At 32.0% G+C, this 16,067-nt stretch carries 14 protein-coding genes and 5 tRNA genes; 1 reads left to right on the top strand and 18 read right to left on the bottom strand.

Going from position 1 to position 16,067, the window contains the following annotated elements; translation table 11 throughout:
- Positions 1-322, top strand: a 322-nt coding sequence (locus tag BT997_RS13780; protein WP_258239496.1) for an isocitrate/isopropylmalate family dehydrogenase, incomplete at its 5' end; no start/stop codon positions are given.
- A gap of 39 nt (positions 323-361) precedes the next feature.
- Here the strand turns inward: BT997_RS13780 and BT997_RS13785 are convergent.
- The 18 genes from BT997_RS13785 to BT997_RS13870 all read right to left on the bottom strand — a co-directional run bounded on the left by BT997_RS13785 (position 362) and on the right by BT997_RS13870 (position 16,067).
- Complete coding sequence (locus tag BT997_RS13785; protein WP_072682524.1) at positions 362-649, bottom strand: YciI family protein; 288 nt, start codon at positions 647-649, stop codon at positions 362-364.
- 62 nt (positions 650-711) lie between these two features.
- Positions 712-1,419: an EAL domain-containing protein gene (locus tag BT997_RS13790; protein WP_072682525.1), complete on the bottom strand. Its 708-nt coding sequence runs from the start codon at positions 1,417-1,419 to the stop codon at positions 712-714.
- A 52-nt stretch (positions 1,420-1,471) separates the two neighbouring features.
- The gene (locus BT997_RS13795) at positions 1,472-1,861 is read right to left on the bottom strand and encodes a hypothetical protein (protein ID WP_072682526.1); all 390 of its coding nucleotides are present in this window, start codon (positions 1,859-1,861) and stop codon (positions 1,472-1,474) included.
- Positions 1,862-1,894: 33 nt separating this feature from the next.
- Positions 1,895-6,427 carry a DNA-directed RNA polymerase subunit beta' gene (gene rpoC / locus BT997_RS13800; protein ID WP_072682527.1) on the bottom strand — a complete coding sequence of 1,511 codons (4,533 nt, stop codon included), beginning with the start codon at positions 6,425-6,427 and terminating at the stop codon, positions 1,895-1,897.
- Positions 6,420-10,565, bottom strand: coding sequence for a DNA-directed RNA polymerase subunit beta (rpoB, locus tag BT997_RS13805; RefSeq protein ID WP_072682528.1), 4,146 nt, complete (start codon positions 10,563-10,565; stop codon positions 6,420-6,422). The genes rpoC and rpoB overlap by 8 nt, the downstream gene beginning before the upstream one ends.
- Positions 10,566-10,737: 172 nt before the next feature.
- A complete protein-coding gene (rplL, locus tag BT997_RS13810; protein WP_072682529.1) occupies positions 10,738-11,109 on the bottom strand; it encodes a 50S ribosomal protein L7/L12 in 372 nt (123 codons plus the stop codon).
- 50 nt (positions 11,110-11,159) lie between these two features.
- Entirely contained in the window at positions 11,160-11,648 is a 489-nt protein-coding gene (rplJ, locus tag BT997_RS13815; protein ID WP_072682530.1) for a 50S ribosomal protein L10, read from the bottom strand.
- Positions 11,649-11,820: 172 nt separating this feature from the next.
- Positions 11,821-12,519, bottom strand: coding sequence for a 50S ribosomal protein L1 (gene rplA, locus BT997_RS13820; RefSeq protein WP_072682548.1), 699 nt, complete (start codon positions 12,517-12,519; stop codon positions 11,821-11,823).
- Between the two features lie 77 nt (positions 12,520-12,596).
- Complete coding sequence (gene rplK / locus BT997_RS13825) at positions 12,597-13,022, bottom strand: 50S ribosomal protein L11 (RefSeq protein WP_072682531.1); 426 nt, start codon at positions 13,020-13,022, stop codon at positions 12,597-12,599.
- A gap of 104 nt (positions 13,023-13,126) precedes the next feature.
- Entirely contained in the window at positions 13,127-13,654 is a 528-nt protein-coding gene (gene nusG / locus BT997_RS13830; RefSeq protein WP_072682532.1) for a transcription termination/antitermination protein NusG, read from the bottom strand.
- A 9-nt stretch (positions 13,655-13,663) separates the two neighbouring features.
- Complete coding sequence (secE, locus tag BT997_RS13835) at positions 13,664-13,846, bottom strand: preprotein translocase subunit SecE (protein WP_072682533.1); 183 nt, start codon at positions 13,844-13,846, stop codon at positions 13,664-13,666.
- A 72-nt stretch (positions 13,847-13,918) separates the two neighbouring features.
- Positions 13,919-13,994 (bottom strand) — tRNA-Trp (locus tag BT997_RS13840).
- Positions 13,995-14,023: 29 nt separating this feature from the next.
- Positions 14,024-14,194 carry a 50S ribosomal protein L33 gene (gene rpmG / locus BT997_RS13845; protein WP_072682534.1) on the bottom strand — a complete coding sequence of 57 codons (171 nt, stop codon included), beginning with the start codon at positions 14,192-14,194 and terminating at the stop codon, positions 14,024-14,026.
- A gap of 9 nt (positions 14,195-14,203) precedes the next feature.
- Positions 14,204-15,412: an elongation factor Tu gene (gene tuf / locus BT997_RS13850; protein ID WP_072682535.1), complete on the bottom strand. Its 1,209-nt coding sequence runs from the start codon at positions 15,410-15,412 to the stop codon at positions 14,204-14,206.
- 247 nt (positions 15,413-15,659) lie between these two features.
- Positions 15,660-15,736, bottom strand: a tRNA-Gly gene (locus BT997_RS13855).
- 11 nt (positions 15,737-15,747) lie between these two features.
- A tRNA-Tyr gene (locus BT997_RS13860) sits at positions 15,748-15,832 on the bottom strand.
- A 66-nt stretch (positions 15,833-15,898) separates the two neighbouring features.
- Positions 15,899-15,975 (bottom strand) — tRNA-Thr (locus tag BT997_RS13865).
- A gap of 16 nt (positions 15,976-15,991) precedes the next feature.
- Positions 15,992-16,067 (bottom strand) — tRNA-Phe (locus tag BT997_RS13870).

Below are 16,067 nucleotides of genomic sequence, written 5' to 3' on the forward strand. Positions count from 1 at the left end.
AGGTTCAATAGGATTATTACCATCAGCTTCAACAGGAGATAAAACAGCAATCTATGAACCAATTCATGGTTCAGCTCCTGATATTGCTGGACAAGGAATTGCAAATCCTATTGCAACAATTGAATCTGCTGGTATGATGTTAAGATATTCACTTGGAGAATCTGAAGCTGCTGATAAAATTGATGCAGCTATTAAAAAAGCTCTTAAAGATGGATATAGAACAAAAGATTTAGCAGCTTATGATGCTAAGGAAGTTGTTACTACTGCTGAAATGGGTGACATTTTTGTTGAATATATAAAAACTAATAAAGAATATTTTTGATAGTTTAAAAAAATTAAAAAGCTCTAAATTAGAGCTTTTTTAATCTTTTGGTAGTAGTTTTACTGGAACGATTTGGAATTCATCCATATTCCAAACACCATTTGTTACATAAGGTTCATTTGATAACCACTCATTTATTTCATCATCATTTTCGAAATCTACATAAGCAGTAGAACCAACCATTTTATCTTCTTCTATTAGAGCTCCAACACTTATAATTTTACCATCAGCTATCATCTTTTTTGCACCAGTTATATGTGCTTCTCTAACTTCTAGTCTTTTTTCTAAAGCACCTTCATTGTCATATGCGATTACTAAATATTGCATGGAAACTCCTATTTATTTTGTTAATATAGTATATCATACTATGATAAAAACTATATGATAAACTACTTAATAATTACTAAATCATTAAAATAAAAACCTTGCATATAATCACATGATAACTCTTGAACTAGTTTATAATCATTTTTAGTCTCAATACCTTCTATAATAGATTTTTGTCCATTTAATTTTATAGTTTTTAACAAGCCTTTTAAATATTCTAGATAATTTTTATTATTTCGTATTTGTTTTAAAAATGATTTATCAATTTTTATATATTTACTACGATTCATCAAATAAAAAGAAAACATCGAACCGTCCTGTGCAAAATCATCAAGAGCAGAATCTATTCCTTTTTTCATCAACCAAGAACTAAATTCATGCATGATTTCGGTACTTTTTTCATCATCACTACCATTTTCAGTTATCTCTACAACTATCTCGTCTTTATAATAACTCAAGAAGTATTCCCAATAATCTTTTTGTTCTTTTGTATAAACAATATCTGCATCAAAGTTTAAAAAAAGTTTTTTATTCTCATTATAGTTTTGTACTTGAAGTTTTTTATTTTTCTTTTCCAGTTCAAAAAAAAGTCTATTATTATGATGTAGTTTTCGGAAAATTTCTTCTGTATTTATTATATTCTGATCTAATTCAAATTTTGACAATGCTTCGTATGCATATATTTCGTCTGTTTTAACATCTATAATAGGTTCATATTTTGTTTTGTATATTGCATTTTGTATTAAGTATTTAAATTCTAAAGTATTCATAAAAAGATAATATCAAAATTAATCTTAATATAATTAATAATGATTATTAATTTTAAATACTAAAATAATCTAAGGCTATTAAAAAAGTAATAGGATAAATAATTACATTCATATATCTAAAAAAGAAGTTCATCGGTATATTTGGCATTACTTCTTCAAGAGGTATATCATTAGACATTTTTGTCATAATATTAATTTTAAATGCAATATCTAAAAACTTTATGCCTACGATACTTAACAAAAGAAAAGAATTGTTTTGTAGATAAATAGTTAAAAAAATTGCATAAATAAAACTTGCATTTAGTAAAAAGAAAAGAAGTATATTTGTTCTGTAAATAGAGTAGTTATTTGATAATAAACCATACAAGGTTTCAGATTTCTGCCAATTTGACTCAAAAAGTTCTATAGCAACAAAAATAAAAAATAGAGAAATTATATCCATAGGTTTTGAATATTAGGGCAAAGCCCTAATATTTTAATCTTCTTCGATATCTTCGAATTTAACTTTTTGATCTTTATAAAGACCTGTTCCAACTGGAATAGTTCTACCAATTACAACATTCTCTTTTAAGTCTTCTAACATATCCATCTTAGCTGAAATTGCAGCTTCAGTTAATACTTTTGTAGTTTCCTGGAAAGATGCCGCTGAAATAATAGAATCAGAAGTAACAGCTGCTCTTGTAATACCAAGTAATAATGGTTCAGCAATTGCTGGTTTACCACCAAGCTTAATGATTCTAGCATTTTCTATTTTGAATCTTTTCTTAGAAACCATATCACCAATAATAAACTTAGTATCTCCACCATCTAAGATAGATACTTGTCTTAACATTTGAGATGTAATTACCTCAATATGTTTATCGGCAATATTAACCCCTTGAGATCTATATACTTGTTGTACTTCAGATACAATAAAGTAATGAAGTGCTTTTTCACCTAAAATTCTTAATACATCATGAGGAGATGTTTGACCATCTGTTAATGCTTCACCAGCATGAACAAACTCACCCTCGTGTACTAAAATTTGCTTAGATTTTTCAACTAAGTATTCACCTTTATTACCATTTTCATCAGTAATAATAATTCTAGATTTATTTCTTAGTGGTTTACCAAATGAAACCATTCCATCAAATGATGCTAATACAGCAATTGATTTTGGTCTTCTAGCTTCAAATAATTCAGATACTCTTGGAAGACCTCCAGTAATATCTTTAGATTTTTGAGTTGCTTTTGGTGTTTTACCAATAACATCAGCAATTGCAACATCTTGACCTTCTGCTACAAATAATGAAGTTTTTGGATCAAGTGTATATCTAACTAATTCACTACCTTCTGTTGCTAAAACTACAGCTGGTTTATAACCTGCAGGGATATATTCATTTACAACTAATTTAGATGTACCAGTTAACTCGTCAAATTGCTCAGCTACAGTAACACCTGGAATAATATCTTCAAATGAAACTTTTCCAGCTTTTTCTGCAATTGTTGGGTTTGCATAAGGATCCCATTCTGCAATTACAACTTGCTCACTACTTGTTGGTTTAGCAATAACAGAATCTTTTTCAACACTTGTATTATCATCAAGTTCAACAACTGAACCTCTTGAAATATAGTGTCTTAATGCTTCTCTACCTTCACCATCAACAATAACACCGAAAAGTCCTTTTTCTGCAACTTGCTCACCAGCTTTGATATCTTCTCTTCTTTCTAAATAATCACCAGTTAATTTATAGTATTTTACAACACCTTTAGCACCAGTAACAATTGTAGAAGTAATAGGAGCTCCATCTTCAACTCTCAATTCAGAAGCAAAAGGAATTCGATTTGGAACATTCCATCCATCTTTAATCATCTCAACAATTGATTCATTCTCTTCAACTTCAACACCATCTCTATATGGTAAATAAAGTTTACCTTCGATTTTTCCTGATACGCCAGCAAGTTCATTTGCTTTTGCTACATCATTCTTTCTTAAGTAATACTTTTTCTCTTCTTTACCATTTGTAATTGTTAAAATTGTCTCTTCATGAATAGTTTCAACTGTAACATTACCTTTAAATGGAGCATTAATTTTTGGTTCAACTAATAAAATACCAGCATTTCTTCTATTTGCTACAACAACTTTATCTTCACTATTTGTGTAAGTTTTAATATTGTAGTATCTAATGAAACCTTCTTTATCAGCTCTTAATTCTCTCTCAGTTTGTGTTGCACTTGCTGTACCACCAACGTGGAAAGTTCTAAGTGTAAGCTGTGTTCCTGGCTCACCAATAGATTGTGCAGCAACAACACCAACAGCTTCACCAGGAGTAGCTTTTCTTTGCTCACCTAAGTTTAGACCATAACATTTAGAACATAATCCATGTTCTTCTTTACAAGTTAATGGAGTTCTAATCACAACAGATTTAACTTCCGCTTCTGCAACAATTCTTGCATTTTCTTCAGTAATTAAAGTCCCTTCTGTAAACAGAATTTCGTTTGAAATAGGATCAATAATATCTTCAGCAATAACTCTACCTGTGATTCTTTCTTCTAATGACTCAATTAATTCATTACCAGAAGAGATATCAGTAATCTCAATACCTTCGTGAGTTCCACAATCTTCAACTGTAATTCTAACATTTTGAGATACGTCAATTAGTTTTCTTGTTAAATATCCTGCATTGGCTGTTTTAAGAGCTGTATCTGCAAGACCTTTTCTAGCACCGTGAGTAGAAATAAAGTACTCAAGTACATTTAGACCTTCACGGAAGTTAGAGATAATTGGTGTTTCAATAATAGAACCATCTGGCTTAGCCATAAGACCCCTCATACCTGATAACTGTCTAATCTGTGCAGCTGAACCTCTAGCCCCAGAATCTGCCATCATATAAATAGAGTTGAATCCATCTTTATCTTCTTCAACTAAACTCATCATTTCAGTACCAAGAGTATTATTTACTTCTGTCCAAATATCAATAATTTTATTGTATCTTTCTTGCTCAGTTAATAAACCTTGAGAGAATTGCTTTTGAACTTCAATAACGTCTTTTTTAGACTTAGCAATATGTCCAACTTTTGTTTCAGGAACTCTAATATCATCAATAGATACAGAAATACCAGCATCAGTTGCATATTTAAAACCTAAGTTTTTAAGATTATCTAAGAATTTAGGAGTTACTTCATAACCACCATGCTTATAAATATAATCTACTAATACACCAATATCTTTTTTCTTTAAAATTTTATTCCATAAATTAACTGGTACAAAATCAGGTAAAATTTCATGAATAATTAATCTACCAATTGTAGTATGAACAATTTTCCCATCTACAGTAGTTCTAACTTTTGCATGTAAATCTACTTGTTTCATATCTAAAGCAATTTTAGCTTCATCAACACCAGTAAACAGTTTATGTTCACCTTTTACACCATCTTTTTCTAAAGATAGATAATAGATACCTAAAATCATATCCTGAGAAGGTACTGCAATAGCACGCCCAGATGCAGGTAAAAGAATATTCATAGATGACATCATAAGAATTTTTGCTTCAGCAATAGCTTCCTGTGATAATGGAACGTGTACGGCCATTTGGTCACCATCAAAATCGGCATTAAATGCAGCACACACTAATGGATGTAACTGAATTGCTTTTCCATCAATTAAAACTGGGTGGAATGCTTGAATCGAAAGTTTATGAAGAGTTGGCGCTCTGTTTAGTAAGATTGGATATTCATCAACAATCTCAGATAAACATTCCCATACTTCATTAGTTTCAGACTCAATTAATCTCTTTGCAGATTTTAATGTAGTTGCATAACCTTTTTCTTCTAATTTAGCCATTAAATGCGGTTTGAAAAGCTCAAGAGCCATTTTCTTAGGAATACCACATTGATCCATATTTAAAGAAGGTCCAACAACAATTACAGATCTACCTGAGAAGTCAACCCTTTTTCCAAGTAAGTTTTGTCTAAATCGACCTTGCTTACCTTTAATTATTTCTGATAAAGATTTTAAAGGTCTTTTATTTGCACCCTTAACTGCATTTGCGGTTTTACCATTATCAAATAAAGCATCAACTGCTTCTTGAAGCATTCTTTTTTCATTTCTAATAATAATTTCAGGAGCATCAAGTTCTGTTAATCTTTTAAGTCTGTTATTTCTATTAATAACTCTTCTATATAAATCATTTACATCAGAAACAGCAAACTTACCACCATCAAGAGCAACAAGTGGTCTTAAGTCTGGTGGAAGAACTGGAAGTTGAGTTAACATCATCCATTCTGGTCTATTTCCTGAGTTAATAAAGTTTTCAACAACTTTAAGTCTTTTAATAATTGTTTTTCTTTTTGCTTCAGATTTAGTTCCACCCATTTCAACTTTTAATTGAGTCAATAATTCAATTAAGTCTAAAGTTTCTAATAAGTCTCTAATTACATCTCCACCCATGTTTGCTTCGAAACCTGTGTGATCAAATAAATCTGCAATAGTTCTATATTGTTCTTCATTTAAGATATCAAACTTGTTAACTTTTTTAGTTTTTTCATTATCATAAAAAGCTTCACCCGGCTCAGATACAATATATGCTTCGTAATAAAGTACTCTTTCTAAGTCTTTTAATTTAACACCTAAAAGCGTACCAATTCTTGTTGGAAGTGATGATACCATCCAAATGTGTGCAACAGGAGATACTAAATCGATATGTCCCATTCTGTGTCTTCGAACCTTTGAAGAAGTTACTTCAACACCACATTTTTCACATACAACACCTTTATATCTCATCTTTTTATATTTACCACAAAGACACTCATAATCTTTTACAGGTCCAAAGATTTTTGCACAAAAAAGCCCATCTCTTTCAGGCTTTAACGTTCTATAGTTAATAGTTTCTGTTTTTTTAACTTCACCAGATGACCAAGAAAGAATTTTTTCAGGACTAGCAAGTCTTAATTGAAATGCTGAAAAATCTTGTGGTCTTTCTAATTCTTTAATTTCAATAGGTTGTAATACTTTTGTGTTTTTACTCATTTTCTTCTGCCTCTTCAAAAATCTCTACGTCAAGTCCAAGAGCTTTAAGCTCTTTTGTTAATACGAAGAATGTTTCAGGAACACCTGATCTTGGAACGTTTTCACCATTTGCAATAGCTCTATAAGCTCTTGTTCTACCTTCAACGTCATCTGATTTAGTTGTAAGCATTTCTTTAAGAACATTTGTTGCACCATATGCTTCAAGTGCCCATACTTCCATTTCCCCAAATCTTTGTCCACCAAATAGTGCTTTACCACCAACAGGCTGTTGTGTAACAAGTGAGTAAGGTCCAGTAGATCTAGCATGAACTTTTTCATCAACTAAGTGATGAAGTTTAAGCATATACATATATCCTACGTTTACTCTCTCTTTCATTTTATCACCAGTCTTACCATCATATAATGTAGACTTACCATCTGTATCAATTTTTGCTAATTCAAATAGTTTTACAAACTCTTCTTCTTTAACACCATCAAATACTTGTGTTGCGAATCTAACACCTTTTGTCCAGTCTTGACCATACTGAATTAACTCATCATCACTTAAGTTATCCATGAATTCTTTACCATTCATAAGTTTAGCAACAGATGCAATTTCACTCATCTTAGCTCTTAACTCCTGAATGAAGTCTGCTTTTTTAGCATCAAAGATATCTTGAATTTGTGCTCCAAGTTTCTTACCTACTAATCCTAAGTGAACTTCAAGAATCTGTCCAATATTCATCCGTGATGGTACCCCTAATGGGTTAAGAATAACATCTACAGTATTTCCATCTTCAAGGTATGGCATATCAACTTGAGGTACAATATTAGAAACAATACCTTTGTTTCCATGACGACCCGCCATTTTATCCCCAACTTTGATTTTTCTTTTAGTTGCAATATAAACTTTAACTTGTTTAATTACACCAGAAGGTAAAATATCATCATGCTCAAGAACTTGAAGTTTTTCTTCATGTTCTTCTCTTAAAGTAGATTTTTGTTTAATAAAATAATCTTTAATTGTGTTATATTCTTTTTCTACTTCTTTTGAGAAAGATGCAACAACTTTTTTCATAGCAAATCTATTTACACTTGCTAATACATCAACAGGTATAGAATCACCTTTTTTATATGTTGTCTCTTCTACTTCAACATCTTTTGCTAATATAGATTTTGATAATAAATCATTAATTTTTAAGATTTCTTCTCTATCTAACATTAAAAGCTTGTCATGATGTTTAATATCTAATTCTGCTTTTTCTGCTTCAATTTCAGCAATTGCTCTTTCATCTTTTTCGTATCCCTTTTTTGTGAATACTTTAACATCAACAACTGTACCTTCCATTGAAGTTGCACAGTATAATGATTTATTAATTACATGGCCAGCTTTCTCACCAAAAATTGCTCTTAATAATCTTTCTTCAGGAGTTGGTTTGATTTCACCTTTAGGTGTAACTTTACCAACAAGAATCATTCCAGGCTTAACATAAGTTCCTACTTTTACAATACCAGAGTTATCTAAGTGTCCAATAGACTCTTCTTTTACACCTGGTAAATCTCTAGTAATTTCTTCATTACCATGTTTTAATTCTCTACATTCAACATCTTTTTCATAAATATGAACAGAAGTAAATGCATCTTCTTCAATTAATCTTTGAGAAAGAACGATTGCATCCTCATAGTTATAACCATTCCAAGGCATAAAGGCAACCATTGCATTAACACCAACAGCTAACTCCCCATTATCCATAGAAGGACCATCAGCAATTACTTGCCCAGCTTCAACAATTGTTCCCTCTTTTGTTGCAGTTCTTTGCCCAAAAGATGTATTATTATTTGTTCTAACATTTTTATTTACAGAATAGTGATCAATGAAAGCACCGTTTTCATCTTCACCTCTAATATAAACATTTTTAGAGTCAGCTTTTTCAATTACACCAGCTCTTTTTGCTTTAATAGCTTCCCATGCATCTCTAGCAACTGTTTTTTCTAAACCAGTTCCAACGACAGGAGCATTTGGTCTTAATAATGGAACAGCTTGTCTCATCATATTCGATCCCATTAGGGCTCTGTTGGCATCATCATGTTCTAAGAATGGAATTAAAGATGCGGCAACACCCATAACCATTTGAGAAGAAATATCAATTAAATTTACTTTATTTCTTTCAACTAAGTAAATTTCACCATCTTGTCTAGCTTCCACTAAAGATTCAACAATTTTACCATTGTCATCAACTTTTGTAGAACCAGGAGCAATAATCATCCCTTCTTCTTGAGTTGCAGTAACATATATAATTTCATCAGAAACTATACCCTCAATAACTTTTTTATATGGAGCCTCAATAAATCCTAAATTATTAACTTTTGAGAAAGTTGATAATGTATTAATAAGACCAATATTTTGTCCCTCTGGAGTTTCAACTGGACAAATTCTTCCGTAGTGAGTTGCGTGAACATCTCTTACTTCAAATCCAGCTCTCTCTTTTACAAGTCCACCTTCTCCAAGTGCAGAAAGTCTTCTTTTATGAGTAACTTCTGATAATGGGTTAGTTTGGTCCATAAACTGTGATAACTGACCAGATGTAAAGAACTCAGTAATAGTTGATGTAATCATTTTAGAGTTAACTAAATCATGTGGCATAATATCTTCTAATGTACCAGACAGAGTAGTCATTTTATCTCTAATTGCTTTTTGCATTTTGATTAAACCAGAGTGAAGTTCGTTAGCTAATAATTCACCAATTGCTCTAATTCTTCTGTTACCTAAGTGATCTCTATCATCAATATGACCATGACCGGCTTTTACTTTTACAAGATATTGAACAGTTTTGATAATATCTTCATAAGTTAATACTGTAACATACTCAGGAACTGTAACACCAAGTTTATGGTTCATTTTCATACGACCTACTTTTGTTAAGTCATATCTTTCTGGATCAAAGAATAATTTCTTAACAAACTCTTTAGCAGCCTCTTTTGTTACAGGCTCACCTGGTCTCATTACTTTATAGATTCTAATTGCAGATAAATCATTTTCATCTTCAATTTGTTCAGTTTGTTTCAATAACTTAAGTGACTCGGCATCAGCTTTAAATGCATTGATAATTGAATCATCAACACCAGTTGCTAAATCATTTGCAATATCAAAAGAATCAAATCCTAAGTCTAATAATTTTTTTAATTTTAATTCATCTAATGAAGTTAAAGCATCGAATAAAACTTCTCCAGATTCTGGATCGAAAATTGTATTTGCAGTGGATCTATCCATTAATAAATCCACTGGATATTCAACTAATTTAAGACCACCCTCAACTAAAGCCTTAGCTTTTCTAGCTGTAAGTCTTTTACCTGCTGCAATGATTAAATTACCTTTATCATCTTTAATATCAAACTCAACTCTTCCTGTGAAATCTTCAGGATTAAATTCAGTTAAAAATTTATTGTTTTTAATTTTAATATTTAAAATTGGATAGAATAATTTAATAATATCTTCTTTAGAGTACCCTAACGCTCTAAATAAAATAGTTACAGGAACTTTTCTTCTTTTGTTAATTCTTACATATAACACATCTTTTGCATCATATTCAAAGTATAACCATGAACCTCTATCTGGAATAATTTGTCCAGTATAGATTAGTTTATTTCCAGCAGTATTTGATTCTTCTTCTTTGAAGATTACACCTGGAGATCTGTGAAGTTGATTAACAACAACTCTTTCAACACCATTTACAATAAATGAAGTTCTATCAGTCATTAGTGGAATTTCTCTGATGAATAAAGATTGTTCTTTCATATCTTTAACACCAATTTTCTCACCAGTCTTTTCGTCTAAATCCCATAAAGTAAGTCTAATATTGATTTTTAAAGGAATAGAATAAGTAAGACCTCTTACCATTGATTCTCTAACATCATATTTAGGTTTACCTACTTCACTTCCAATATACTCTAATGTTACTCTATTTTGAGCATCATGTATAGGAAATACAGATTTGAAAACTTTTTCAATACCAGCTTCAGTCCGTTCATCTTTTCCAATCATTAGGAAATTTTCGTATGAATTTTGTTGTAATTGTAATAAATTTGGAATTTCGATTTGTTGAGGATTTTTTGCAAAATCAACTCTAAGTCTATTACCAGATTTTAAAGAGTTTAACATTGTCGACCTTATAAAAAATGTGGTTTACTTTTAGCTTTGTATATAAAGCGCAAAAGCATCCTTAAAGGATAGGGTTAAAATTTGTTCTAAATTCTAACCTTAGCCTTCAAAGATGCTAATCTTTATACAGGGCATTACGCCCTGTATAACGGGTATAATTACGAGTTGGTAATTATTTTAATTCTACAGATGCTCCAGCACCTTCTAATTCAGCTTTTGCAGCTTCAGCGTCTTCTTTAGAAACACCTTCTTTAACTACTGCACCAGCTTCTTCTGCCATTGCTTTAGCTTCTTTTAATCCAAGACCAGTTAATGCTCTAATTACTTTAATAACATTAATCTTCTTAGCTCCAGCGTCATTGATAACAACGTTGAATTCAGTTTGCTCTTCTGCAGCCTCTGCTACAGCACCAGCAGCACCAGCTACAGCAACAGGCTGTGCAGATACTCCAAATTTTTCTTCAAATTCTTTTACTAATTCTGATAATTCAAGTACAGATAAACCAGAGATATATTCTAATACGTCTTCTTTAGAAATTGCCATTTCATTTTTCCTTATTATTTTTTATTTATAATTTATTAATTGCTTATGTATTAAGCAGCCTCTTCTTCTTTTTTCTTTCTAAGTGCATCAAGACCAACTGTAAAGTTAGTAAGAGGAGCCATCCAAGTAGCAGCAAGCATACCAAGAAGTTCATCTCTAGATGGTAATTTAGCGAATGCATTAACAGTTGCAAGATCAGCAATTTTACCTTCGATAACACCTGATTTGATTTCAAATTTATCTTTCATTGAAGTTGCAAAAGTATCAGCAACTTTACAAGCAGAAATTTGATCTTCAGACCATAAGAAAATATTAGTTCCAGATAACTCAATATCACCTAATTCAGCATTTTTTACAGCAACTGTAACTAATGTATTTTTAGCAACTTGAACTTTAGTACCATTTTCTCTAGCATCATTTCTTAAAGTTTCTAACTCTTTATGAGAAAGACCTTTATAATCACAAACTACGATAGCTTGAGATTCTTTGAACTCAGAAGTTAAAAAATCAATAACTTCAGATTTTTGTTGTTTAGTCATTTATAATTCTCCTTTCAAAACATCCAACTTCAGCAGGTTTTACAAAATACAGGAGTAAGTATTTTACCGGCTATCTTCAGTTTTTAGTGTAGTGCTTTGAATAACACTCAAGTATAAAGACTAAAATCTTCACTATTGAATGTTAATCAAATAAGGGAAGTCCCTTATTTAATTATTTAATATCCATTAATTCTAATACATCCATGTTTATTGATGGAGACATAGTTAATGAAATTGCTGCATTAGTATAGTATCTACCTTTTGCAGACGATGGTTTTGCTTTATTAATTGCTTGGATAAATGCTTCAACATTTTCTTTGATTGCTTCTTCAGAAAAAGAAACCTTACCAACTGCTGCTTGCATATTACCTTTTTTATCAACTCTATATGAAACTTGACCACCTTTAGCATCATTAACTGCTTTAGTTACGTCCATAGTTACAGTTCCAACTTTAGGGTTTGGCATTAAACCTTTTGGTCCTAAGATTCTTCCTAGTTTACCTACTAATCCCATACAATCTGGAGTTGCAATTAAAACATCAAAATCAATGTTTCCAGCTTGTACTGTTTCTACTAAATCATCATTACCAACAATATCAGCACCTGCTGCTTTTGCTTCATCAACTTTTGCACCCTTAGCAAATACTGCAACTCTTACAGTTTTACCAGTACCATGAGGAAGTACAACTGCACCTCTAATCATTTGATCTGCATGTCTTGGGTCAACATTTAAGTTTAATGCAACTTCTACTGATTCATCAAACTTTGCTGAACTTAAACCTTTTACTGTTGTACAAGCTTCAGCTAAAGAGTAATCTCTCTCTTCAATTTTTTCTGATAATGCTTTATATCTTTTTGAAATTTTTGCCATTTTATTCTCCGCAATTTTTATTTTTTTTGCTACCGCCATTTAAAGCCTGGTGGTAGGGCTAGATATCCCTTAGAATCTTATAATTCTGCGTCAATTCCCATTGATCTTGCTGAACCAGCAACAATTTTTGCAGCTTGTTCTTTATCGTTAGTATTTAAATCTGAGATTTTCATATCAACAATTTCTAAAATTTGATCTTTAGTTAATTTTCCAACTTTGTTTTTAAGTGGATTATCTGAACCTTTTTTAACTCCAGAAACTTTTTTAATTAAGTCTGTCATTGGTGGTTGCTTTAATACAAATGTAAAACTTTTATCTGAATAAACAGAGATTTCTACAGGAATAGTAAAACCTGCTTTATCTTTAGTTTTTTCATTGAATGCTTTACAGAATTCCATAATGTTAATACCTCTTTGTCCTAATGCAGGACCAACAGGTGGTGATGGATTCGCTGCGCCAGCAGGAATTTGAAGTTTTAAAATACCTTCTACTTTTTTAGCCATCGTGCTTCCTTTTAAATTTTTATTGTTTTTTTAATGATTTAGACATTAGGCAAGAAAACTATATAAGAAGCTAAGTTTTATTGCCTAATGTCTAGTCTAGTTTTTTAAACTACTCTTTCTACTTGAGTATAAGTTATTTCAACTGGAGTATTTCTTCCAAAAATTGAAACATTTAATTTTAATATTCCTGATGCCATGTCAAAGTCTTCAACAACACCATTAAAGTTAGCAAATGGGCCTTCATTAATTCTAACCATTTCACCTTCATCAAATGAAATTTTTGGTTTAGCTGCTGCTCTATTTTGAACCTTATCTAAAATCGAATCAATATCTTTTTTTGATAATGGAGTTGGTTTTTTAGATTCACCAATAAATCTTCCAACTTTTGGCATTGATTGAATTCTATGCCATAAAGCAGTATCTAAATCAATTTCTGCAAAAGCATAAGCTGGGTATAAAGGTCTTTCAACGATTGTTTTAGCACCTTTTTTTACTTCAATTAAATCCTCAGTAGGAACTAAAACTTGTGAAATTCTTCCATCAGCCATTTCATCAGCTAATCGCTCTAGTGCTCTTTTTACAGTTAATTCACTTCCAGAGTGAGTTTGTATTGCATACCATTGTTGTGACATTAAATTTCCTTAGTTCATTACAGCTGATAAGCTTAAAGACATGATTGCATCAATTAACGCTAAAAATAGTGATATAACAGTTACAACAACAAATACAGAAAGATACGCAGATCTTATTTGTTCTTTAATAGGGAAAATTACTTTAAATAGTTCTTCTTTAGCATTTTTATAATATATTTTAAATTTGTTCACAATCGACTCCAAAAATTCTTAAGCTTATAAATTCTTTTAAAAAAAGTCTTGACTGCTTTTAAAAAAATTTAGTGGCAGGCCAGGAGGGACTCGAACCCCCAACCATCGGATTTGGAATCCGGCGCTCTACCATTGGAGCTACTGACCTAGGTTGGTTATAAAGAGAAAGTTAAAGTCTTATGACTTTAACTTAACTTCTTTATGAATTGTGTGTTTTTTTAATCTTGGACTATATTTTTTAATCGCCATTTTCTCAGTATGAGTTTTTGGGTTTTTGTAAGTAGTGTAGTTAATATCACCACACTCCTCACATTTTAGTCCGATTTTGATGCTTACTCCGTTACCCATAAGTTATCCTTACGCAATTACTTCTGCAACAACTCCAGCACCAACTGTTCTACCACCTTCTCTAATAGCGAACTTAGTTCCCTTTTCAAGAGCGATTGGAGCAACTAGTTTAACAGTCATTTCAACATTGTCACCAGGCATAACCATTTCAGTTCCCTCTGGTAAAGTACAAGAACCAGTAACATCAGTAGTTCTTACGTAAAATTGTGGTCTGTATCCTGAGAAGAATGGAGTGTGTCTACCACCTTCCTCTTTAGAAAGGATATATACTTCACATCTGAATTCAGTGTGTGGAGTAATTGTACCTGGCTTAATAAGAACTTGTCCTCTTTGAACTTCTTCTTTTTTAACACCTCTTAATAAGATACCACAGTTATCACCTGCTTCACCTTGATCCATTTCTTTTCTAAACATTTCAACACCAGTAACAGTTGTAGTCATAGTATCTTTCATACCTACGATTTCAATCTCTTCACCAACTTTGATTGTTCCTTTTTCAATTCTACCAGTAACAACAGTACCTCTTCCTGAGATAGAGAATACATCTTCTACAGGCATTAAGAAATCTTGCTCAGTATCTCTAACTGGAGTTGGAATATATGCATCAACTTCAGCCATTAATGTATAAATTTTTTCTGACCACTCACCAGCTGTACCAGCTTTTGCTTCTTCTAATGCTTGGAATGCAGAACCAGCAACGATTGGAGTATCATCACCTGGGAAGTCATACTCAGAAAGTAATTCTCTTACTTCCATTTCAACTAATTCTAACATTTCTTCTTTATCTTCATCATCTAATTGATCTTCTTTGTTTAAGAATACAACGATGTATGGAACACCTACTTGCTTAGATAATAAGATATGCTCTCTAGTTTGAGCCATAGGTCCATCTGTTGAAGCAATAACTAAAATAGCACCATCCATTTGAGCAGCACCAGTAATCATATTTTTAACGTAATCGGCGTGACCTGGACAATCTACGTGAGCGTAGTGTCTAGTTTCTGTTTCATACTCAACGTGAGAAGTAGCAATTGTAATTCCTCTTTCTCTTTCTTCTGGAGCATTATCAATTTGATCATAATCCATAGTAGCTTGACCATTTTTAAGCCCTAAACACATTGTGATTGCAGCTGTTAATGTAGTTTTACCATGGTCAACGTGACCAATAGTACCAATATTTACGTGCGGTTTACTTCGCTCGAATTTTTCTTTTGCCATAAAAATCCCCTTAAAAAATTTTGTTTTGGTTATTGCCCTCTGAGTAGATAAGCCCATTGGCTTCTCTATTCAGAGGGGGGTTTGTTTAATAAAATTGTACAAAAAAATAGCATATATTTTTTCGTGGATTGGTATTTTACTTAAAAAATACTAAAAAAAACATTAAAGGGAGTTATTTTGTATAAAATTAGGAGTTATAAATAAATTTGCGTTATAACCCAGCTCCCAGTAATCAATAAATAAAAAATGGAGCGGGAAACGAGACTCGAACTCGCGACAATCTGCTTGGAAGGCAGAGGCTCTAGCCAACTGAGCTATTCCCGCACGCATTTAAATGGTGGTGAGAGAAGGATTTGAACCTTCGAAGCCTAAGGCGGCGGATTTACAATCCGCAGGATTTGACCACTCTCCAACCTCACCGTTGAAAAATTATTGTTCTGGTCAAGCGCTGATCTTTTTAAGATTACGCACGACATTAATAAAATATGGAGCTGATGAAGGGAGTTGAACCCCCGACCTGCTGATTACAAATCAGCTGCTCTAGCCAACTGAGCTACATCAGCGTCCGTACAATTTAAGTGGTGGCGCGGGGCAGAATCGAACTGCCGACACAAGGATTTTCAGTCCTTTGCTCTACCGACTGAGCTACCGAGCC

Origin of the sequence: Arcobacter sp. LA11 (genome assembly GCF_001895145.1) — a bacterium.
Lineage (GTDB): Bacteria > Campylobacterota > Campylobacteria > Campylobacterales > Arcobacteraceae > Halarcobacter.